18 protein-coding genes are annotated in these 20,446 nt (G+C 72.0%); 4 read left to right on the top strand and 14 right to left on the bottom strand.

What is annotated here, in order from left to right:
- Positions 1-50: 50 nt before the first annotated feature.
- From AC0QR5_RS02115 to AC0QR5_RS02095, 5 genes are read right to left on the bottom strand one after another with little or no spacing between them, the layout of a single operon-like run.
- Positions 51-860, bottom strand: a complete 810-nt coding sequence (locus AC0QR5_RS02115; RefSeq protein WP_329859962.1) for an HpcH/HpaI aldolase/citrate lyase family protein — start codon at positions 858-860, stop codon at positions 51-53.
- Entirely contained in the window at positions 857-1,462 is a 606-nt protein-coding gene (locus AC0QR5_RS02110; RefSeq protein WP_329859961.1) for a MaoC family dehydratase, read from the bottom strand. Before AC0QR5_RS02110 ends, AC0QR5_RS02115 begins: the two co-directional genes overlap by 4 nt.
- 2 nt (positions 1,463-1,464) lie before the next feature.
- Positions 1,465-2,628, bottom strand: coding sequence for an acyl-CoA dehydrogenase family protein (locus AC0QR5_RS02105; RefSeq protein WP_329859960.1), 1,164 nt, complete (start codon positions 2,626-2,628; stop codon positions 1,465-1,467).
- 2 nt (positions 2,629-2,630) lie between these two features.
- A complete protein-coding gene (locus AC0QR5_RS02100) occupies positions 2,631-4,751 on the bottom strand; it encodes an acetyl/propionyl/methylcrotonyl-CoA carboxylase subunit alpha (RefSeq protein ID WP_329859959.1) in 2,121 nt (706 codons plus the stop codon).
- A gap of 12 nt (positions 4,752-4,763) precedes the next feature.
- On the bottom strand, positions 4,764-6,371 hold the full coding sequence (locus AC0QR5_RS02095; protein WP_329859957.1) for a carboxyl transferase domain-containing protein: 1,608 nt from the start codon (positions 6,369-6,371) through the stop codon (positions 4,764-4,766).
- Positions 6,372-6,554: 183 nt separating this feature from the next.
- Between AC0QR5_RS02095 and AC0QR5_RS02090 the strand changes: the two genes are divergently transcribed.
- From AC0QR5_RS02090 to AC0QR5_RS02080, 3 genes are read left to right on the top strand one after another with little or no spacing between them, the layout of a single operon-like run.
- A complete protein-coding gene (locus tag AC0QR5_RS02090; RefSeq protein WP_329859956.1) occupies positions 6,555-7,163 on the top strand; it encodes a TetR/AcrR family transcriptional regulator in 609 nt (202 codons plus the stop codon).
- 40 nt (positions 7,164-7,203) lie between these two features.
- Positions 7,204-7,668 (top strand): GNAT family N-acetyltransferase, encoded by a 465-nt coding sequence (locus AC0QR5_RS02085; protein WP_329859955.1) that lies wholly within the window; start codon positions 7,204-7,206, stop codon positions 7,666-7,668.
- 19 nt (positions 7,669-7,687) lie between these two features.
- Positions 7,688-8,737, top strand: coding sequence for a LacI family DNA-binding transcriptional regulator (locus AC0QR5_RS02080; RefSeq protein WP_329859953.1), 1,050 nt, complete (start codon positions 7,688-7,690; stop codon positions 8,735-8,737).
- A gap of 11 nt (positions 8,738-8,748) precedes the next feature.
- Here the strand turns inward: AC0QR5_RS02080 and AC0QR5_RS02075 are convergent, their stop codons facing one another.
- From AC0QR5_RS02075 to pdhA, 7 genes are all read right to left on the bottom strand, one after another.
- Complete coding sequence (locus AC0QR5_RS02075; RefSeq protein WP_329859952.1) at positions 8,749-10,122, bottom strand: glycoside hydrolase family 32 protein; 1,374 nt, start codon at positions 10,120-10,122, stop codon at positions 8,749-8,751.
- Positions 10,123-10,217: 95 nt separating this feature from the next.
- On the bottom strand, positions 10,218-11,099 hold the full coding sequence (locus AC0QR5_RS02070; protein ID WP_329859951.1) for a carbohydrate ABC transporter permease: 882 nt from the start codon (positions 11,097-11,099) through the stop codon (positions 10,218-10,220).
- A 4-nt stretch (positions 11,100-11,103) separates the two neighbouring features.
- Entirely contained in the window at positions 11,104-12,054 is a 951-nt protein-coding gene (locus AC0QR5_RS02065; protein WP_329859950.1) for a carbohydrate ABC transporter permease, read from the bottom strand.
- Positions 12,051-13,475, bottom strand: a complete 1,425-nt coding sequence (locus tag AC0QR5_RS02060; protein WP_329859949.1) for an ABC transporter substrate-binding protein — start codon at positions 13,473-13,475, stop codon at positions 12,051-12,053. Before AC0QR5_RS02060 ends, AC0QR5_RS02065 begins: the two co-directional genes overlap by 4 nt.
- A gap of 274 nt (positions 13,476-13,749) precedes the next feature.
- Entirely contained in the window at positions 13,750-15,180 is a 1,431-nt protein-coding gene (locus AC0QR5_RS02055) for a dihydrolipoamide acetyltransferase family protein (RefSeq protein WP_430970675.1), read from the bottom strand.
- A 9-nt stretch (positions 15,181-15,189) separates the two neighbouring features.
- Positions 15,190-16,194 (bottom strand): alpha-ketoacid dehydrogenase subunit beta, encoded by a 1,005-nt coding sequence (locus AC0QR5_RS02050; protein ID WP_329859945.1) that lies wholly within the window; start codon positions 16,192-16,194, stop codon positions 15,190-15,192.
- Entirely contained in the window at positions 16,191-17,276 is a 1,086-nt protein-coding gene (gene pdhA, locus AC0QR5_RS02045; RefSeq protein ID WP_329859944.1) for a pyruvate dehydrogenase (acetyl-transferring) E1 component subunit alpha, read from the bottom strand. Before pdhA ends, AC0QR5_RS02050 begins: the two co-directional genes overlap by 4 nt.
- 241 nt (positions 17,277-17,517) lie before the next feature.
- On the opposite strand from pdhA, the gene AC0QR5_RS02040 reads away from it, so the two are divergent.
- The gene (locus AC0QR5_RS02040; RefSeq protein ID WP_329859943.1) at positions 17,518-18,009 is read left to right on the top strand and encodes an Lrp/AsnC family transcriptional regulator; all 492 of its coding nucleotides are present in this window, start codon (positions 17,518-17,520) and stop codon (positions 18,007-18,009) included.
- Positions 18,010-18,317: 308 nt separating this feature from the next.
- On the opposite strand, the gene AC0QR5_RS02035 is transcribed toward AC0QR5_RS02040, so the two are convergent.
- Complete coding sequence (locus AC0QR5_RS02035) at positions 18,318-19,934, bottom strand: solute symporter family protein (protein ID WP_329859942.1); 1,617 nt, start codon at positions 19,932-19,934, stop codon at positions 18,318-18,320.
- An 11-nt stretch (positions 19,935-19,945) separates the two neighbouring features.
- Positions 19,946-20,332: a DUF485 domain-containing protein gene (locus AC0QR5_RS02030; protein ID WP_329859939.1), complete on the bottom strand. Its 387-nt coding sequence runs from the start codon at positions 20,330-20,332 to the stop codon at positions 19,946-19,948.
- Between the last annotated feature and the right edge of the window lie 114 nt (positions 20,333-20,446).

Genomic DNA, 20,446 nt, shown 5'->3' with positions numbered 1-20,446 from the left:
GGCGCTCGCGTGCGGGGCGGGCTGGTCCGGGCCCGCTGCCCCGGCGCGGCTCAGTCCCCGGCGCGGTGGGCGATGAGGCGAGCGCGCTTGAGGACGACCTCGTCGACCATGCGCCCCTCGAAGCCGAACGCGCCCTGGCGGCCCCCGGCGGCCGCGAGGAGCCTGCGGGCCCAGTCGAGCTCCTGGGCCGTCGGAGCATAGGCACGGCGGATGACGGGTACCTGGCCGGGATGGATGCAGGCCGTCGCGGCGAAACCGCTCGCAACGGCGTCGAGCGCCTCGGCGCGCAGGCCGCCGTGGTCCTCGAGGTCCAGGAACACGGCGTCGATGGCGGCCTTGCCGTGGGCGCCGGCGGCCAGCCGGACGGCGGCCCGGGCGTGGCGCGGAACGTCCCGGTAGCGGCCGTCGTCGGAGCGGCTGGATGTCCCGCCGAGGGAGGCCATGAGGTCCTCGGCTCCCCACATCAGCGCGACGGTGTGGGGGGCGGCGGCAAGGGCCGGGGCATTGAGCACGCCCGCGGCCGTCTCGCACAAGGCCACGACGCGGTAGCCGTCCAGGGGCTCGAGCTGCTCCGGGCGTTCGGCCTTGGGCAGCATGACCGTGGTGTAGCCGGTCCGGGCCAGGGCCTCGAGGTCCGCGGCGAAGTCGGGGCTGCCGGCCTCGTTGACGCGCACGATCGTCCGCTCGGGGTCCAGCCGGCTCGCCGCGACGGCCTCCCGGGCGGCGGGGCGGGCCTCCGGCAGGACGGCGTCCTCGAGGTCGATGATGACCGCATCGGCGCGCTCGGCCGCCTTGGCGTAGCGCTCCGGCCGGTCGGCGGGCACGAAGAGGATGGCGGGGCCCAGCGCGAACCCGCTCATGGCGCGCTGCCCTCCGGTCCCCTGCCCGCCGCACCTCGCCCGCCCCCGGCGGACCCGCTTCCGGCGGCAGGCCGGCCCCCCGCCAGCGCGGCCCGGTGGCCCTCCGAGGTCCACATGAGGCAGCTGCGGGTCGCCTCGGCGACGATCGTGCCGTCCTGCTTGCGTCCCGTGTGGCGCATGGTGGCGATCCCCTGCCCGGGCCGGGACGCCGAGGGCCGGGCCGCGAGGATCTCCGTTTCCGTGTAGAGGGTGTCTCCGTGGAAGAGCGGGTGCGGGAAGCGGACGTCGTCCAGCCCCAGCTGTCCGACGATCGTGCCCTGGGTGAGCTGCGCAACCGACTGGCCGACGATCGTGGCGAGGGTGAACATGGAGTTCACGAGGCGCTGGCCGAACGGCTGTCCAGCGCTCCAGGCGGCGTCCAGGTGCAGGGCCTGCGTGTTCATGGTCATCGTCGTGAACAGGACGTTGTCCGCCTCCGTGACCGTGCGCCCGGGGCCGTGGACGTAGACGGCCCCGACCTCCAGCTCGTCCAGGTACAGGCCCCGCTGCTCGATCCGCCGCCCGCCCGACGGGCCGCGCTCCGGCGTCGTCCCCGCGCCCATCCCTAGAGCCCCAGCTCGCGGGCGATCAGCATGAGCTGGACCTCCGTGGTGCCCTCGCCGACCTCCAGGATCTTGGAGTCGCGGTAATGGCGGGAGACCAGGAACTCGTTCATAAAGCCGTAGCCGCCGAAGACCTGGGTCGCGTCGCGGGCGTTGTCCATGGCGGCCTCGCCGGCGACCATCTTGGCGATCGCCGCCTCCGTCTTGAACGGCTTGCCGGCCAGCATCTTCGAAGCGGCGGCGTAGTAGGCCAGGCGGGCGGTGTGGGCGCGGGCCTGCATGCGGGCGATCTTGAACGCGATGGCCTGGTACTTGCCGATGTTCTGGCCGAAGGCGCTGCGCTCCTTGGCATAGCGGACCGATTCGTCGACGCAGCCCTGCGCGGCGCCCGTGGCGAGGGCGGCGATCGCGATGCGGCCCTCGTCCAGGATGGACAGGAAGTTCGCGTAGCCCCGGCCCCGCTCGCCGAGGAGGTTGGCCTCGGGGACGCGGACGTTCTTCAGGGTCAGCGGGTGCGTGTCGGAGGCGTTCCACCCCACCTTGTTGTAGGCCTTTTCCGCGGTGAATCCGGGCGTTCCCGCCGGGACGACGATCGTGGAGATCTCCTTCTTCACCGTGCCGTCGGGCCGCTCGCTCGTCCCGGTGACGGCCGTGACGGTGACGTGCTGGGTGATGTCGGTGCCGGAGTTGGTGATGAACTCCTTGGTGCCGTTGAGCACCCATTCGCCGTCCTCGAGCCGGGCCGTCGTGCGGGTGCCGCCGGCGTCGGATCCCGCCTCGGCCTCCGTCAGTCCGAAGCCGGCCAACGCGGTGCCCGCCGCGAGCGGAGGCAGGAGCTCCTGCTTCTGCTCCTCGGTGCCGAAGCGGTAGACGGGCATGGCGCCGAGCGAGACACCGGCCTCGAGCGTGATCGCGACGGACTGGTCGACGCGTCCGAGCTGCTCGAGGGCCAGGGCCAGGGCGAAGTAGTCCCCGTCCATGCCGCCGTACTGCTCGGGGAAGGGCAGCCCGAACAGGCCCATCTCGCCCATCTGCGCGACGACCTCGTAGGGGAAGCTGTGCTCCTCGTCGTGCTTGGCGGAGACGGGGGCGACGACCTGGTCGGCGAAGTCGCGGACGGTGTCGACGAGGTCCTGGTATTCGTCTTCGAGTTCAAGGTTCGGCATGCTCAGGCTCCTGTGGTGGTGGTCTGCTGCGCGGCGCCGGCGGTGGCCGGATCCGGTTCGGGCTCGGGGTCGGGGTGGACGGTGGCGAGGACCTGGTCCTTCCGGACCTGCTCGCCGACGGCGGCATGGAGGGTGACGACGCCGGACACGGCCGCCGTGAGCGGGTGCTCCATCTTCATGGCCTCGACGCCGATCAGCTGCTGGCCGGCGACGACGTGGTCCCCCGTGGCGACGGAGACGGAGACGACCGTTCCGGGCATCGGGGAGCGCGCCTCCGGATCCCCGGCCGACTCCCCCCGCTCGATCGCCGACAGGGCGCGGTGCAGCAGCTCCCGGCGGTCCGGGCGGCGGACCACGGTGCTCCAGCCCTCCGCGGAGACCCAGGCGTCGCCGAAGCCGTCGGATGCGGTGGTCCGGACCGTCAGCCGCACGGCGCGGCCGTCGACGCGGGCCCGTCCGTCCGGCGCCGCGGGTGCGACGACGTGCTCGACGCCGTCGACCTCCAGGACCTCCCCGCGGCCGGCCGGCGCCGGGCGGCGCAGCACCGTGCGGGGGCCGTCCTGCGTGTCGATCAGCAGCTCCCGGCAGCGGCGGCCCGCGACGCGCCAGTCGTCGTTCCCGTCCCACGGTCCCGGCTGCCCGCCGCGCCCGCCGGCCGGCGTCCGCCCCGCCTCGTCGGCGAGGAATCGGGCCGCGGCGACCGCGAGCTCCGAGCCGGTGATCGCGCGTTTCGGTGCGACGCCCTTGCGGTCGATGAGCGTCGTGTCGAGGCGGCCGGCGGCGACGTCCGGGTCCGCGACGAGCGAGCGGAGGAACTCGAGGTTGGTCTCGACGCCGAGGACCACGGTCGCGGCAAGCGCGCGGTCGAGGCGGTCCAGCGCCTCGGGGCGGCCTGGGCCCCAGGCGATGACCTTGGCAATCATCGGGTCGTAGTGCTCGCTGACCCATCCGGCCGTCCCGAGCGAGGAGTCGACCCTGATGCCGTCTCCCGAGGGCTCCTCGAGGTGGAACGCCTCGCCGATGGAGGGCAGGAAGCCGTTCGAGGGCGACTCCGCGTAGACGCGCGCCTCCACGGCGTGGCCCTCGAGCCCGATCTCGTCCTGCCCGAAGCCCAGTTCCTGCCCGGCGGCGACGCGGAGCTGCCACTCGACGAGGTCGATCCGGCCGCCGCCGATGCGCACGACCTCCTCGGTGACGGGATGCTCGACCTGCAGGCGGGTGTTCATCTCCATGAAGAAGAACTCCCCCGGCTCCTCGTCGGAGACCAGGAACTCGACCGTTCCCGCGCCGACGTAGCCGACGGACCGCGCGGCGTCGACGGCCGCGGCTCCGAGGCGCTCCCGGAGCGCCGGACCGTCCGCCAGGCCCTCGAGGAGCGGGGACGGCGCTTCCTCGATGACCTTCTGGTGGCGGCGCTGCAGCGAGCACTCGCGTTCGCCCAGATGGACGGTGTGCCCGTGCCGGTCGGCGAGGACCTGCACCTCGATGTGGCGTGGGCTGCGCACGAGCCGCTCGAGGAACAGCGTGTCGTCGCCGAACGCGCCGCGGGCGGTGCGCCGGGCGCTCGCGAGGGCGGCCGGGAGCTCCTCCGGGGACTCGACGGCGAACATGCCCTTGCCGCCGCCGCCGGCCGAGGGCTTGATGAGCAGCGGGTAGCCGACCCCGGCCGCGGCCTCGACGAGCTGGTCGTCGGAGAGCCCGGGCTCCGCGATCCCCGGCACCACCGGCACGCCGTGGGAGGCCACGTGGTTCTTGGACCGGATCTTGTCGCCCATGAGGTTGATCGAGTGGACGTCGGGGCCGATGAAGACGATCCCGGCGTCCTCGAGGGCGCGGGCGAAGTCGACGTTCTCGGAAAGGAAGCCGTAGCCCGGGTGGACCGCTTGCGCTCCCGTGGCCCGGCAGGCCTCGACGACGGCGGCGATGTCGAGGTAGCTCCGCGCGGCCGCCGCGGGTCCGATCCGCACGGCGAGGTCCGCCTCGCGGACATGGAGGGCGCCGGCGTCGGCGTCGGAGTAGACGGCGACGGAAGTGATCCCGAGGCGCCGCAGGGTGCGGATGACGCGGACGGCGATCTCGCCCCGGTTGGCGACGAGGACGGTGTGGAACAGCTGCTGGGTCATGGAGGGCATCTCCTACATCCGGAAGACGCCGAAGGAGGTCTCCGGCAGGGGTCGTTGGGCGCAGACGTCCAGGGCCATGCCGAGGACGCGGCGGGTGTCGGCGGGATCGATGACCCCGTCGTCCCAGAGCCGGGCGGTCGAGTAGTAGGGGCTGCCCTGCGACTCGTACTGCTCCTTGATGGGCGCGGTGAACGCGTCCTCCTCCTCGGCGCTCCAGGAGCCCCCGCGGCCCTCGATCTGGTCGCGCTTGACCGTCGCCAGCACGGACGAGGCCTGGTTGCCGCCCATCACGGAGATCCGCGCGGCGGGCCACATCCACAGGAAGCGCGGCGAGTAGGCGCGGCCGCACATGGAGTAGTTCCCGGCGCCGAAGGACCCGCCGATGACGACCGTCAGCTTGGGCACGCGGCACGTCGCCACTGCCGTCACCATCTTGGCGCCGTTGCGGGCGATCCCGCCGGCCTCGTAGTCCCGTCCGACCATAAAGCCGGAGATGTTCTGCAGGAAGACGAGCGGGATGCCCCGCTGGTCGCACAGCTCGATGAAGTGGGCGCCCTTCTGCGCGGACTCGGAGAACAGCACGCCGTTGTTGGCGACGATCCCCACGCGGTGCCCGTGGATCCGGGCGAAGCCCGTGACGAGCGTGTCGCCGTAGCCGGCCTTGAACTCGTGGAAGCCCGAGCCGTCGACGATCCGGGCGATGACCTCGTGGACGTCGTAGCGCGCGTTGACGTCCACGGGCACCGCCCCGTACAGCTCGGACTCGTCCGCGGCCGGTGCCTGGGCGGCCGTGATCTCCCACGCCGGCTCGGGGACGGGCGGCAGCGTCTCGACGATGTCCCGGACGATCTGCAGGGCGTGGGCGTCGTTCTCGGCGAGGTGGTCGACGACGCCGGAGACGTGGGCGTGCAGCTCGCCCCCGCCGAGCTCCTCGGCGGTGACGACCTCCCCGATCGCCGCCTTCACGAGGGGCGGCCCGCCGAGGAAGATCGTGCCCTGGTTCCGGACGATCACGGTCTCGTCGCTCATCGCGGGGACGTAGGCGCCACCGGCGGTGCAGGAACCGAGCACGGCGGCGATCTGCGGGATCCCGCGGGCGGAGAGGTTGGCCTGGTTGTAGAAGATCCGGCCGAAGTGGTCGCGGTCCGGGAAGACCTCGTCCTGCTTGGGCAGGAACGCCCCGCCCGAGTCGACCAGGTAGATGCACGGCAGCCCGTTCTCGAGGGCGATCTCCTGCGCTCTGAGGTGCTTCTTGACCGTCATCGGGTAGTACGTCCCGCCCTTGACCGTGGCGTCGTTGCACACGACCATGACGTGGCGGCCGTGGACCAGTCCGATGCCGGCGATCACGCCCGCGCCCGGGCTGTCGCCGTCGTACATGCCCTCGGCCGCGAGCGGCGAGATCTCGAGGAACGGCGAGCCGTCGTCGAGCAGGGCGTCGACGCGGTCCCGCGGCAGGAGCTTGCCGCGTTCGACGTGGCGCTTCCGGGAGGCCTCGGGTCCGCCGAGCGCGGCGCGGGCGAGCCGCTGGCGCAGCTCGCGGACCAGGCCGCGCTGGGCCTCGTCGTTGGCGGCGAAGCCGCCGGAGCCGGCGTCGACGCGGGATACCAGGGTCTCCATTGACGTCTTCCTGTAGCAGTGGGGGCGCCCGCGCCGCGGGGGCGTAGGATGACCGCACGGGACATTCGGTTAGCATCGGCTAACTGAAATCGAGGTTAGTGGTCGCTAACTGGAATGTCCAGCCGGATTCGTGGCGCGCGCCACATCCGGCCGCGCCCGACGACGCAAGGAGCAGGACACGCGATGACCGACACCGACCAGGCCCCCACGGAGCGCGGCCGCGCCAAGGCCAGCCGCCGCTCGACGCTGCTCGCCGAGGCCGCGCGGCTCTTCGCGCTCCACGGCTACAACGGGGTCTCGATCGAGGACCTCGGCGCGGCATCGGGCATCAGCGGCCCCGCCGTCTACCGCCACTTCCCCGGCAAGTCGGCCGTCCTGGGCGCCCTGCTCACGGGCGTCAGCGCGGACCTGCTCGACGGCGGACGCTCGGTCGCCGGAGCGGGTGGAGGGGCCGCGGAGGTGCTCGCCCGGCTCGTGGACTTCCACGCCGAGTTCGCGCTGGGACACCGGGACGTCATCCGCGTCCAGGACCGGGACCTCGCCAGCCTGTCCGACGGCGACGCCGCCGAGGTCCGCCGGCTCCAGCGCGCCTACATCGACGTGTGGGCGGACGAGCTGCTGCGGCTGCACCCACGGGAGGACCGGGCCGCCGCCCGGTTCCGCGCCCAGGCGGTCTTCGGCCTGCTGAACTCGACTCCGCATTCGACCCACCGCACGGACAGCGATCCCGACGCCCGGAGACTCCGTTTGACGGCGATGGCGCGTGCCGCCCTCTCCGCGCCGGTACCCTAGGACGAAGGACCCCACCACCGCATCGAGAGAGGCAACCACCGTGAAGCTACGCCCCGTCGAGGCCACGGACCTTGACTGGTTCTTCGAGCACCAGCAGGACCCCGAGGCCAACCTCATGGCCGCCTTCACCGCCAAGAACCCCGCCGACCGCGGCGTGTTCGACCACCACTGGGGACTGATCCTGAACGACCCCGAGATCACGGTGCGCACCATCGAACACGACGGGCGCGTGGTCGGCTCGGTCCTGGCCTACCCCAACGACGGGGTGCCGGAGATCAGCTTCTGGACGGCCAAGGAGTTCTGGGGCCAGGGCATCACCACGAGCGCCGTCGACGCGTTCCTCGCCGAGTTCACGCAGCGCCCCATCCGGGCCCGCGTCGTGACCGACAACATCGGCTCGCAGAAGGTCCTCACGCGCCGCGGCTTCGAGGTGGTCGGCGAGGCCGAGGGCTTCGCCAACGCCCGTGCCGCGGTCGTCAAGGAATACATCATGGAGCTGTCCTGACCCGGAGGGAGCGCTCGGCATGAAGGCGCGGCGCCCCACGGCACTCGACGTGGCCAAGCTCGCGGGCGTGTCCCGCAGCGCCGTCTCCATGGTCCTCAACGGCCATGCGGACGGCAACGTCGCCCCCGAGGCCCAGTCGAGGATCCGGGCTGCCGCCGCGGAACTCGACTACACGCCGCACCCCGTGGCCGTGAGCCTGCGCAACCAGCGCTCCCTCACCCTCGGGATCGTGACGGACGAGATCGTCTCCAGCCCGTTCGCCGGCAAGGTCGTCTCGGGAGCCTCGAGCGCCGCCGCCGAGCGCGGCTACCTCGTCGTCGTCGCCGACTCCGACCGGCATCCGGAACGGGAGCAGGAGCTCATCGCCGAGCTCGTCCGCCGCCGCATGGACGGGATCATCTACGCCACGGGCGCCCTCCGCACCCTCGACGTGCCCTCCGGCCTGCTCTCCCAGCCTGCCGCCCTCGCGAACTGCCGCGACGCGCAGGGGCGGCTTCCCGGCGTCGTCCCGGCCGAGGTCGAGGGCGGGCAGGCGGCGGCGGCCCACTTGATCTCGCTCGGCCACCGGCGCCTGGCGATGGCCGCGGGCGACGACAACGACGCCGGCCCCGAGCGCGTCGTGGGCTACCGGCGCGCGGTCTCCGCCGCCGGCCTTCCGGAGGGAACCGTCCTCGAGGCGGGGTGGGAGGTCGACGACGGCTACGCGGCCGCCGCACGCCTGCTCGGCGGTTCCCCGGAGGAACGCCCGACGGGGATCGTCTGCGCCAATGACCGCGTGGCCGTGGGCGTGATGCTCTACGCCGCGCGGCACGGGATCTCGGTTCCGGACGAGCTGTCCGTCATCGGCTACGACGACCAGCAGCACCTCGCCGCCCACCTCGTGCCGTCCCTGACCACGGTCGCCCTGCCCCACGCGGAGATGGGCGCCGCCGCGGCGGGCCTGCTCCTGGACGCGCTGGAGGGCCGGCCCGCGGCCGGCCCCCGGGGTGGCGCCGGGGCCGGCGCGCCGCTCATCCGCGTGCCGTGCCCGCTCGTGGTACGCGCCTCGACGGCCCCGCCGCGGACGTAACACGGCCCGGCTCAGTCCGCCGAGGGGACCGCGAGCTCCCATGCCCGGCCCGTGGCGCCGGCCGGGACCCGGACGGCCCACGCCTGGCCCGCCCCCGGGTAGGCCCTGACGGTGTGCGGCACCGAGCCCGTCCGGAAGACCTCGGCGATCGAGACGTCGACGACGATCCGCAGGCCGTCCCCGATCGGCAGCCGCGCCACGGTCACGGTGCCTTCGGGTCCCTCCAGGACCAGTTCGGCATCGCCGTCCGCCGCGTCGAGGTGGACCTCGGCCGCGTCGGGCAGGACCGTTCCCCCGGCCCGCCAGTCCAGCGGGCCGCGGCGGAATCCGGCGTTCTCGGCGGCGGGCACCGATACGAGCCGGCCGCCCGAGAACCCCAGTTCGCGGGGCAGCGTCAGCATCCCGGCCCAGCCGGCGGCGTCGGATTCCTCTTGCGGCCGGCCCTCCCAGGACCAGCCCCAGAGCAGCGCCCTCCCGTCCTCGCGCAGGACCTGCGGGGCGTAGAAGTCGGGTCCTGAATCGACCTCCCCGCCGCCGGCGGGCACGAGGCGCAGGGCCGGCGCGGCCGGGCCGGCCACCTCGGGACCGGCACCGACGGCGGCCCGCGAGAGCCCGGCGGGCTCCTGCCCCGGGACCGCCTCGAGCGCTCCGTGCAGGTAGCTCACGCCGCTCAGGCGGTGTTCGCCGCCGTCGTTGCGCCACAGCGAGAGGATGAGCACCCACGTTCCGTCGATCTCGAGGAGCTGCGGGCACTCCCAGATGTTGGCCGGCGCCAGTCGCGCGGCCAGCGGATCGGTGGAGTCGAGGAGCGTGCCGAGGTAGACCCAGTCGTCCAGGACCGTGGCGTCGTAGAGCAGGATCGCGGGGTCGCCGCCCGGGCTTCCCGCTCCCTGGATCGCGTAGCGGCGCCCCCCGTGGTGGAAGACGAACGGGTCCCGCACGTCAGTGAACGGCTCGCCCGGTGGCATCCCGGTGGCGAGGCGTCCGGGCTGCTCGAATCCGGCCAGTCCCGGGCGTCCCGTCGCGACGATCACGGAGGACGCTCCGCCGTCGGCGGTGACCCCCGTGTAGACGGCGGTCGGGCGACCGGCGTCGTCCAGCACGGCCACTCCGGACCAGCAGCCGGCGGCGTCGGCTTCCCCTGGCTGGGGCCGCAGGGCCGGCGGATGCTGCTCCCAGGCCAGCAGGTCGGCGGAGCTCATGTGGCCCCAGACGATGTCCCCGTGCCGCGCCGAGCCGGGGTTGTGCTGGAAGAAGACGTGGTACCGGCCCTCGTGCCGGATGATGCCGTTCGGGTCGTTGATCCAGCCGGCCCGGGGCCGCGGGTGGATCGTGGGAAGGTCTCGGACCGGTGCCCGGGTGGCGCTGGCGGCGGCGGATGTCACGGTGATCTGCTCCTGGGGTGTCGATGGCCGGGCGTCGCCGGCGAAACGGGGATCCGGACGGGGCCGGAGGCGGTGGTGGACGGGTCCGGGCGGGGCTACTTGCCGACCCCGGCGGTCAGGCCTTCGCGCAGGCTGCGCTGGCCGAAGAGGAACACGACGAGGGCGGGCAGCATCGACAACACGACGCCGGCGAGGACCACGGAGATGCTCCCGGTGCCCATGTTGCCCTGCAGCGAGACGAGGCCGAGGGGAAGCGTGAAGTTCTCCTCGGAGATCGTCAGGATGAGCGGCCGGAAGAACTCGTTCCAGTGGAAGTTGAACGCCAGGATGCCGACGATCGCCATGCCGGGCGTGGCCAGCGGGAGGTAGACGGACCAGAACGTGCGCCACGGGCTCGCGCCGTCGATCTGTGCCGCTTCGGCGAGCTCGGCGGGCACCCCCATGAAGTACTGCCGCATGAGGAAGGTGCCGAACGCCGTCGGGATGGCGGGGATGATGAGGGCGAGCAGGGTGTCGGACAGGCCCATGCCGCGGATCAGCATGAACACCGGGACGATCGTGACCTGGACGGGGACCATCATGGTGGCCAGGACGATCGAGAACAGCGCCCCCTTGCCCCGGAAGCTCAGGCGGGCGAACGCGTAGCCCGCCATCGCCGCCGTCATCATCTGCCCGGCGGCGATGAGCCCCGTGACGAGCGCGGAGTTCAGGACCAGCCGGACCATGTCGATCTGCCGGAACACCTCCGCGTAGGAGGAGAAGTCCGGGTCCAGGGGCAGGAACTGCGGCGGCAGGTCGAACGACTCGGCCGGAGTCCGCAGGGAGGTGGACAGGGTCCACATCACGGGGCCGAGCGTCAGCACGGCGGCCAGGACCAGGAGGGCCGTCCGGCCGACGGTGGTCCAGGGAAACCGTCGGCGTCCGTCCGGCGCCGTGGCGGTGGGGGCCGCGGGGGCGGTGGCTTGGGTGTGCATCATGGCCTCACTGGTAGAAGACGAATCGGCGGCTGAGCCGGAACTGGACGAACGTGACGGCCATGATCAGCAGCATCAGGACGAGCCCGATCGCCGACGCCCGGCCGAACTCGAGCTGCTGGAAGGCCGACTCGAAGATGACCATGACGGCGGTGCGTGTGCTGTCGCCGGGACCGCCGCGGGTGAGCACGTAGGGCTGGTCGAAGACCTGCAGCGCGCTGATCACGGCCATGACCGAGGCCACGAGCGTCGTCGGGCTCAGCAGGGGCAGGGTGACGTTGCGGAACTGCTTCCAGCCGGTGGCCCCGTCGATGGAGGCCGCCTCGTTCAGTTCCTTCGGGATCGAGGCCATGCCGCCGATGAACAGGAGGAAGGAGAACCCGAAGTTCTGCCACACGTAGACCAGGACGACGACGGCCGCCGCCCCCTGGGAGGTCGTCAGCCAGGGCACCGCCGGGATCCCGACGAGCGAGAGCAGCCAGTTGACGACGCCGAACTGCTCGTTGAAGAGGTATCGCATGAAGATCGAGACCGACGCGGCGGAGAGGATCAGCGGGAAGAAGAAGGTGGAGCGGAAGAACATCCGCAGCCACGAGGGCATCCGGGCCTGCAGGAGGGCGGCCAGGCCAAGCGCGATGCCGAGCTGGAGCGTCACGGCGACGACGACGAACACGATGGTGTTCAGGAAGCTGACACGTACGGTCGGATCGGTGGCGATCTCGGCGAAGTTGGCCAGGCCGACGAACTCCGGCGCGGAGATGATGTCCCAGCGGAAGAAGGCCAGGACCACCGATCCGGCGATCGGCACGAGCGTGAACACCCCCATGCCGATCAGGGTGGGCGCCAGCAGGATCCAGGCCAGCAGCCGGTAGCCGGAGCGTCGGACGGTCTCCGGTGCGGCCGGGGCCTGTTGGCTCCTGCGGGCCTCCCGGACCGCCAGTGGCGGTGCGGTGCTCATGACTTCCTCCCGAGTGCTAGTTCAAGGTCCCGCTGGAGCAGCCCCATGGACTGCCGCAGCTGGGCGGGCCCCCCGCCGACGGCGGAGGAGACGTTCTTCATCAGGGCCGTTTCCACGGCGGCCTGCTGGGGCGGGGCCGGGATGGGCCCGGAGTCCGGGAAGCGGTCCAGGGTGTCGTAGAAGACCTGCCAGTGCCTGGGACCGGTCTCGCGGTAGAGCCCCTCGTTGACGAGGGAACGCCGCGTCGGGGTCGTGCTGGGCGTGGGGAAGACGAGCTCCATCGACTCCCGCCGGGCGCAGAACTTGACCCACTCCCACGCCGCGTCCTTGTCGCGTGCGGTGCGCATGACGGCGTAGCCGGCGGCGCCGAACTGGTGGCGCTGCGTGCGGGCCCGGGGGAAGAACTGGACGTCGAAGTCCCCGCTTCCCATGCCGGCCTCGTGCAGGCCCTGCACCCAGTAGCCGCCGGCCGGCGCGGCGCCGATGCGCCCGCTCGCGAAGAGGCCGACGAGCGCGCTGCCGCCGCCTTCCTCGGGCCGGACGCCGAGCCCTTCGCCGACGAGTTCGCGCAGGTAGTCGAAGGTGTCCAGGACCAACTCGTCGGTGGCGTTTGCCCCTTCCCAGAGGTAGCCGCCGCCGCGGCCGGACCGGGCGGGGTCGCCGGGATAGAAGCGGTCCCAGAGCCAGTCCCCGCCGGGCGCCTTCTCCTCGGTGAGGAAGGACGTGCCGTTGGCGTAGAGCCACGGCACGACCCCGCCGAAGAGGCGGTTGGTCCAGTAGTACGGTGTGAATCCCGCGGGCTGCGTCCGCTTCATGGCGCGCAGCACGTCGGCGAAGTCGTCCCGGTTCCAGTCGTCCGCGGGGCGTTCGAGGCCCGCCTCCTCCAGGTTCCTGGTGTTCAGGTACATGTTGGCGGCGTTCCAGTCCAGCGGAAGCTGGTAGAGGCTCCCCCGGTACATAAACGCCTCGATGAGGCTCGGGTGGACATCGTCGAAGTAGTCCGCCATCTCGGCGGCGTCGCGCCGCACGAACGCGTCGAGCGGCTCGGCGAGCTTCTCGGCGAATAGCTGGGCGCCCTCCGTGGCCACGTAGACGACGTCGGGCGGGTTGCCCGCCGCGACCATCGTGAGGATCTTGGCGAAGAAGTCGCGCCAGTCCGCCCCCTGGATGGCCTGGAGCCGCACCGGGATGTCCGGGTGCGCCCTGCGGAAGGCCTCGACGAGCCCCTGGCGCGCGGCGGCGTCGGCCGACGTGCCCAGGATGGCGATGCTCAGCTCGCTGCCGCCGCGCCCCGGGATGTCGGTCCCGCTCAGGCGGGGCCAGGCGCCGATCGTGGCGCCGGCAAGGCCCAGGCCCGCCGCTCCGAGGAGCGCGCGGCGCGTGAGCTGCCCCGCGCGGCCGGCGTTGTGTGGTTTCTTCATGATGACCTTTCCTAACACGTGTCAGGCTTCTGATCGTCAAGAGTAGAGTGACGCCTGACACGTGTCAAGCGTCACATTTCACCTCGTCGTTGGTCTGGGGCCCGGCCTCCGCGAGGCGAGGCCGGCCGGGACGGAAGGGACCGGACACGACAGCGTCGCCGCACGGCCCCGGCGGGGAGTGCGGCGGCGCGGGGACCGAGGCCGGATCCGCCGGCTGGCGGACCCGGCCCGGGGTCCGGATGGGCGTCTACCGCGCGACCGCGGTGGACTGCGGCTAGACCATCGTGAGCAGCATCCCCGGATCGGCCAGGATGGTCCCGACGTCCGCGAGGAAGCGCGAGCCCTGCTCCCCGTCGACGAGCCGGTGGTCGAAGGAGAGGCTCAGCGTCATCACCTGGCGCAGCGCGATCTCGCCCCGGTGTTCCCACGGCATGCGGCGGACCTGGCCCATCGCCAGGATCGCGGCCTCGCCCGGGTTCAGGATCGGGGTGCCGGCGTCGATGCCGAAGACCCCGACGTTGGTGATCGAGATCGTCCCCCCGGACAGCTCCGCGGGACCGGTGCGTCCCTCGCGCGCCGTCTCGGCCAGGACACGCACGGCCTGCGCCATGCCGGCGAGGTCGAGCGCCTGCGCGTCCTTGATGTTCGGCACGGTCAGGCCCCGCGGCGTCGCGGCCGCGATCCCGAGGTTGACGTAGTTCAGCTGCACGATCTCCTGGGCGGCCTCGTCCCAGCGGGCGTTGAGCGAGGGCGTGCGCTCGAGGGCGATGCAGACGGCCTTCGCGACGACGGCCAGGGGCGTGAGCTTCACTCCCGCGAACGCGCGGCCGGAGCGCAGGCGCTCGAGCAGCTCCATGGTCGGCGTGACGTCGATCGTCAGGAACTCGGTCGCGTGCGGGGCGGTGAAGGCGCTCGCGACCATCGCGGCGGCGGTGTGCTTGCGCACGCCCTTGATCGGGGTCCGTTCCTCCCTGGGCCTCCCGCCGAGGGTGCGGACGACGCCGGGGCCCGGCCCGGTGCCGCCGACCGTCACCGGCGCGGGGCCGGCTCCCGGGATCGGGGTCGCGCCCGGGGTGCGCCCCGAGGGCCCCGCGGATGCGGTCAGAACGCCGCCGGTGCCGGCCCGCGCGGCCGCCTCCACGTCCCCGCGCGTGATGAGCCCCCCGTCGCCGGAGCCCGCGACGGACGCGAGGTCGAGACCGAGGTCGCGGGCGAGCTTGCGCACGGGCGGGGTCGAACGGGGTCGTTCCGCCGCCGGAGCCGGAGCCGCGACGGACGCGGCGGCGGCCGTGAGCGGCCCGGGGACGGCGTTGCCCTGGGCACCGCCGGCCGCTGCGCCCGGCCGCGCGCGGCGCGCCGGGCGGCCCTTCGTCTCGACGGCTGCCCCGTACCCCACGAGGTTCGGCTCGCGCTTCGCCGGGGCCCCGGCGTCGTCCGCCGAATCCGGGGCCGGGGCACCCGGCTCGCCGGCGACCTCGAAGGAGACGATCGGCTTGCCGACCTCCACCACGGTCCCGGGCTCCTCGTGCAGCTGGGCGATGACTCCCGCGTACGGCGACGGGAGCTCGACGACGGCCTTGGCCGTCTCGACGTCCGCGATGACCTGGTTCAGGGCCACGGTGTCCCCCACCGCGACCTTCCAGACGAGGATCTCCGACTCGGTCAGACCCTCGCCGAGGTCGGGGAGCCTGAATACCTTCAACATGGCGCTCATCTAGCCTTCCAGGGAGCTCAGGGAATGGGGGCGGCCCAGGACGCGGTCCACGCCGTCCAGGATGCGGTCCAGATCGGGCAGGTGGTGGAACTCGAGCTTCGACGCCGGGTAGGGGATGTCGAACCCCGTGACGCGGACGGGGGCGTGCTCGAGCTGGTAGAAGCAGCGCTCCGTAATGCTCGCCGCGATCTCCGCGCCGAGGCCCCCGTGCTGCCCGGCCTCATGCGCGATGACGAGCCGGCCGGTGCGGCGCACCGACGCCTCGACGGCCGCGAAGTCGATGGGCGAGAGGGAACGGAGGTCGATCACCTCGACGGACACGCCGTCGTCGGAGGCCGCGACGGCCGCGTCGAGGGCCGTCTTCACGAGCGGCCCGTAGGCGACGAGGGTGGCATCGGATCCGGCCGCGGCGACGCGGGCCGAGCCGAGCGGGAGCTCCGGAGCAGCCTCGAGGTCGACCTCGGCCTTCTCGTGGTAGCGGCGCTTGGGCTCGAAGTAGATCACGGGATCCTCGCACGCGACCGCCTGCTGGATCATCGTGTAGGCGTCCTGCGGGTTCGAGGGGCTCACGACGCGCAGGCCCGCGGTATGGGCGAAGTACGCCTCCGGCGACTCGGAGTGGTGCTCCGGGGATCCGATGCCTCCGCCGTAGGGGATGCGGATCGTCAGGGGCATCCGCACGCGGCCCTTGGTGCGGTAGTGGAGCTTGGCGATCTGGCTCACGATCTGGTCGAAGGCCGGGTACACGAAGCCGTCGAACTGGATCTCCACGACGGGGCGGAAACCGCGGTAGGCCATGCCGACGGCGGTCCCGACGATCCCGGACTCGGCGAGCGGCGAGTCCAGGACGCGGTGCTGCCCGAAGTCCTTCTGCAGCCCGTCGGTGACGCGGAAGACCCCGCCGAGCTGGCCGATGTCCTCGCCCATCAACACGACCTTGGGGTCGTTCTCCATGGACCGGCGCAGGCCGGCGTTGATCGCCTTGCCGAAGGTCAGCGTGCTCATCGTCCGGCTCCTTCCGAGGCCGCGTCGGCGGCGAACTGGTCGAGGTACAGCCCGTAGTGGCTGCGCTGGCGGTCGAGCCAGCTGTGCGGCTCGGCGTAGACGTGCTCGAACACGTCCATGGCCCCGGGCTCCGCCATCGAGATGACGCCGGCCCGCAGCTTCGCCGCGACGGCGTCGGCGTGGGCGCCGGCCCGGGAACGCAGGCCCTCGGGATCCACGCCCCTCGAGGCGAGGTGCGCTTCGAGCCGGTCGATCGGGTCCTTGGCCCGCCAGGCCTCGAGCTCGTTGGCGTCGCGGTAGCGGGTGGGGTCGTCGGCCGTGGTGTGCGGGCCCATCCGGTAGGTCACGGCCTCGATGAAGGTCGGGCCGTTGCCGCTGCGCGCCCGGTCCAGGGCGATCCGCGTCGCCGCGAGGCAGGCCAGGACGTCGTTGCCGTCAACGCGCAGGCCGGGCATCCCGAAGCCAGCGGCCCGGTCGGCGATCTTCACGTGCGTCTGCAGCTCCACGGGTTCCGAGATGGCCCAGTGGTTGTTCTGGCAGAAGAAGACCACGGGTGCCTGGTAGCTCGCGGCGAAGACGAGGGCCTCGTTGACGTCGCCCTGGCTCGTGGCGCCGTCGCCGAAGAAGGTGATGGAGGCCTGGTCCCCACCGTCGAACTTGATGCCCATCGCGTAGCCGACGGCGTGGAGCGTCTGGGCGCCGATGATGATCTGCGGGGTCGCCATGTTCAGCTCAAAGGGGTCCCAGCCGCTCGAGGCGTTGCCGCGCCAGACCCGCAGGATGTCCTCGAAGTCGACGCCACGGCAATAGGCCACGGCGTTCTCGCGATAAGAGGAGAAGACGAAGTCATCGTCGCGCAGTGCGCGCGCCGCCCCGATCTGCGCGCCCTCCTGGCCCAGCAGCGGCGGCCAGAGCGCGAGCTCCCCCTGGCGCTGCAGGGCCGTGGCCTCGTTGTCGACGCGGCGCACCGCGACCATGTCCGTGTAGAGCGCCTCGAGGAAGGCGTCGTCGACGTCCCCGAGGACCGCGTCGAACGCGGCGTGGGCGCTGCGCTCGCCGGTGGGCCCGATCAGCTGGACCATCTCCTCCCGCCCACTGCCGGAGGATTCCTGTTGATGTTGCCAGGACACTGTTTGCACCCTTCGTCGTTGGTCGGGAAGCCGGCATCCGGCGGTGGCCGTGGGCGGTTCCCCGGAGGCGGGGCGCCGTCGCCGCACCTGTACTGTGACGATACTCACAGGGATCACCTCGCACAACCGGGGCGCGGCGAACTGAGCACTCTGCTCTGTCTCTGAACGGCGCATAGTGCTAATCTTGCGCACTATGCCACACCTTGATGACACCGACGTCCGGCTCGTGAATGCGCTCTGCGACGATCCCAAGGCGACCGTCGTGGCACTGGCCCAACAGCTGGGGCTGTCCCGCAACACGGTCCAGGCGCGGCTCGCGCGCCTCGAGGAACGCGGGACGTTCCTCCCCTTCGAGAGGCGCGTGGCGCCCTCCGCCCTCGGATACCCCCTGACGAGCTTCGTCCATATCCACGTCCAGCAGCGCCGGCTCGGCGAGATCGTGCGGGAGCTGGCCGGGATCCCGGAGATCGTCGAGGCCCACGGGCTCACCGGCACGGCCGACATCCTCGCCCGCGTCGTCGCGGCGAGCGCCGAGGAGCTCTTCGCGGTCAACGGGAGGATCCTCGCCATCAAGGGGGTCGACCGGGCCGACACCTCGCTGTCCATGGCCGAGCTCATCCCCCACCGCATGCGCCCGCTGCTGCACCGGTCCCCCGGGCCCTCAGGCCACAAGACGCTCCCCTGACCCCCGCCCCAGGGAACGCTCCCCGAACCGCAGGGGCACAAGACGCTCCCCGGCCGTGTCGGGGTAGGTGCTCGACAGCGCGCCGCATTCCAACACGTTCCCCGACGCCGCGTGATGCGGGGCGTCGGGATGCGGGGCGTCGGGATGCGGGGCGTCGGGGAGCAGGACATCGGGGAGCAAGGCTCCGGGGAACATGCAGCGGCGGCCGGGTCGAAGACCCGGCCGCCGCTGCATTCGGTGCCGCGCGCCCGGTGGGGCGTCCGGCGTCGTACCCGGTTCCCCCCACGCGGGAGGAACCGGGTGCCGCGCTAGTGCTGCACCGCCTTCTCGGCGCCGACACCGGTGAGGGAACGGACCTCCATCTCGGCCTGGGTGGCCCGGTCCTCGCGGCCCTTGTCCAGCATGGTGCCGAGCCAGCCCAGGAAGAACGCGAGCGGGATCGAGACGATGCCCGGGTTCTTGAGCGGGAAGAGGACGAAGTCCGCGCTCGGGATCATGGCCGTCTCGCCGCCGGACATGACCGGCGAGAAGACGATCAGGATCAGGGCCGAGCCCAGTCCGCCGTACATCGACCACAGCGCGCCCTGGGTGGAGAAGCGCTTCCAGAACAGCGAGTAGAGGATGGTCGGCAGGTTGGCGCTGGCCGCGACCGCGAAGGCGAGGGCCACGAGGAAGGCCACGTTCTGGCCCTGCGCGCCGATGCCGCCGAGGATCGACAGGACGCCGATCACCAGCACCGTGCGCCGTGCGACCTTGACCTCCTTCTCGGGGGTGGTCCGGCCCTTGGCGATGACGCTCGCGTAGACGTCGTGGGCGAAGGACGCCGCCGCGGTGATGGTCAGGCCGGCGACGACGGCGAGGATGGTCGCGAACGCCACCGCCGCGATCAGCCCCAGCAGGAGCGAGCCGCCGAGCTCGTAGGCCAGCAGCGGCGCCGCGGAGTTCACGCCGCCGGGGGCCGCGAGGATGCGGTCCGCGCCGATCAGGGCACCGGCGCCGTAGCCGAGGACCAGGGTGAACAGGTAGAAGGCGCCGATGAGCCAGATCGCCCAGACCACGGACTTGCGGGCCTCCTTGGCCGTCGGGACCGTGTAGAAGCGCATCAGCACGTGAGGCAGGCCGGCCGTGCCGAGCACGAGGGCCAGGCCCAGGGAGAGGAAGTCCAGCTTGGCCGTCTCGCTGACGCCGTACTGCAGGCCCGGATTCAGGATGTTCGGGTCCCCGGCGGTCTCGACCGCGGCGCCGAGGAGCTCGGAGAGGTTGAAGCCGTAGATGGCCAGGACCCAGACCGTCATGACGAACGTGCCGGCGATGAGCAGGCAGGCCTTGATGATCTGCACCCAGGTGGTGCCCTTCATGCCGCCCACCAGTACGTAGAGGATCATGAGCCCGCCGACGATCGTGATCACGAGCGACTGGCCGAGCCGGTCGTCGATGCCCAGCAGGAGCGAGACGAGCGCACCCGCGCCGGCCATCTGCGCCAAGAGGTAGAACAGGCACACGGCGAGCGTGCTGATCGCCGCGGCGATCCGCACGGGGCGCTGCTTGAGCCGGAAGGACAGCACGTCGGCCATGGTGAACTTGCCGGTGTTGCGCAGCAGTTCGGCGACGAGCAGGAGGGCCACGAGCCAGGCGACGAGGAAGCCGATCGAGTACAGGAAGCCGTCGTAGCCGTTGATGGCGATGGCGCCGACGATGCCGAGGAAGGAGGCGGCGGACAGGTAGTCGCCGGCGATGGCCGTGCCGTTCTGCGTGCCGGAGAACGAGCGCCCGCCCGCGTAGTAGTCGGCGGCGGTCTTGTTGTTCTTGCTGGCGCGGAGCACGATCACGAGCGTGACGGCGACGAACGCGCCGAAGATCGCGATGTTGATCCAGGGATTGCCGACCTTCGTCGACTCGGTGGCGGCCGCCGCGAACGGGGCCAGGGATGCGTGGATCACGGGCGGACTCCTTCCGGATCGCCTTCGAGCTCGTGGCGGATCGCCGTAGCCTTCGGGTCCAGCTTCTTGTTGGCGAACCGCACGTAGGCGGCGGTGATGGCGAACGTCGAGACGAACTGCAGCAGGCCCAGGACCAGGCCCACGTTGATGTTGCCGACGACCTTGGTCGACATGAAGTCGTGCGCGTAGGCGGCCAGCAGCACGTAGGCGAAGTACCAGAGCAGGAACACCACGGCCATCGGGAACACGAAGCTCCGGTGGGTGCGGCGGAGTTCCTTGAACTCGTCGGTGGCCTGCGTCTGCTGGAAGTCGGCGGCCGGCCGGTCAGTGGCGACCGGCGAGCCCTCCTGCTCCGGACCGCTGTCCGGTGGTGGGTTGCCCATGATTCCTCCTCGTGGGTGCGTTCCGCCTGTGCGGAACGTGACTGCCATCACTCTGTGGCAGGCGCCCGCGTGGTGTGAAGGGCGTCACATTTGCCGAGGGCCGAACGGTGCCGG

The organism is Arthrobacter sp. J156 (assembly GCF_056172865.1).
The sequence above is the reverse complement of the archived record's forward strand: the minus strand, read 5'-3'. Positions and strand labels throughout refer to the sequence as shown.

Coding starts and splice junctions, on each gene's coding strand:
- AC0QR5_RS02115 (WP_329859962.1), bottom strand. CDS start 860: ATGAGCGGGTTCGCGCTGGGCCCCGCCATCCTCTTCGTGCCCGCCGAC.
- AC0QR5_RS02110 (WP_329859961.1), bottom strand. CDS start 1,462: ATGGGCGCGGGGACGACGCCGGAGCGCGGCCCGTCGGGCGGGCGGCGG.
- AC0QR5_RS02105 (WP_329859960.1), bottom strand. CDS start 2,628: ATGCCGAACCTTGAACTCGAAGACGAATACCAGGACCTCGTCGACACC.
- AC0QR5_RS02100 (WP_329859959.1), bottom strand. CDS start 4,751: ATGACCCAGCAGCTGTTCCACACCGTCCTCGTCGCCAACCGGGGCGAG.
- AC0QR5_RS02095 (WP_329859957.1), bottom strand. CDS start 6,371: ATGGAGACCCTGGTATCCCGCGTCGACGCCGGCTCCGGCGGCTTCGCC.
- AC0QR5_RS02090 (WP_329859956.1), top strand. CDS start 6,555: ATGACCGACACCGACCAGGCCCCCACGGAGCGCGGCCGCGCCAAGGCC.
- AC0QR5_RS02080 (WP_329859953.1), top strand. CDS start 7,688: ATGAAGGCGCGGCGCCCCACGGCACTCGACGTGGCCAAGCTCGCGGGC.
- AC0QR5_RS02070 (WP_329859951.1), bottom strand. CDS start 11,099: ATGATGCACACCCAAGCCACCGCCCCCGCGGCCCCCACCGCCACGGCG.
- AC0QR5_RS02065 (WP_329859950.1), bottom strand. CDS start 12,054: ATGAGCACCGCACCGCCACTGGCGGTCCGGGAGGCCCGCAGGAGCCAA.
- AC0QR5_RS02060 (WP_329859949.1), bottom strand. CDS start 13,475: ATGAAGAAACCACACAACGCCGGCCGCGCGGGGCAGCTCACGCGCCGC.
- AC0QR5_RS02055 (WP_430970675.1), bottom strand. CDS start 15,180: ATGTTGAAGGTATTCAGGCTCCCCGACCTCGGCGAGGGTCTGACCGAG.
- AC0QR5_RS02050 (WP_329859945.1), bottom strand. CDS start 16,194: ATGAGCACGCTGACCTTCGGCAAGGCGATCAACGCCGGCCTGCGCCGG.
- pdhA (WP_329859944.1), bottom strand. CDS start 17,276: ATGGTCCAGCTGATCGGGCCCACCGGCGAGCGCAGCGCCCACGCCGCG.
- AC0QR5_RS02040 (WP_329859943.1), top strand. CDS start 17,518: ATGCCACACCTTGATGACACCGACGTCCGGCTCGTGAATGCGCTCTGC.
- AC0QR5_RS02030 (WP_329859939.1), bottom strand. CDS start 20,332: ATGGGCAACCCACCACCGGACAGCGGTCCGGAGCAGGAGGGCTCGCCG.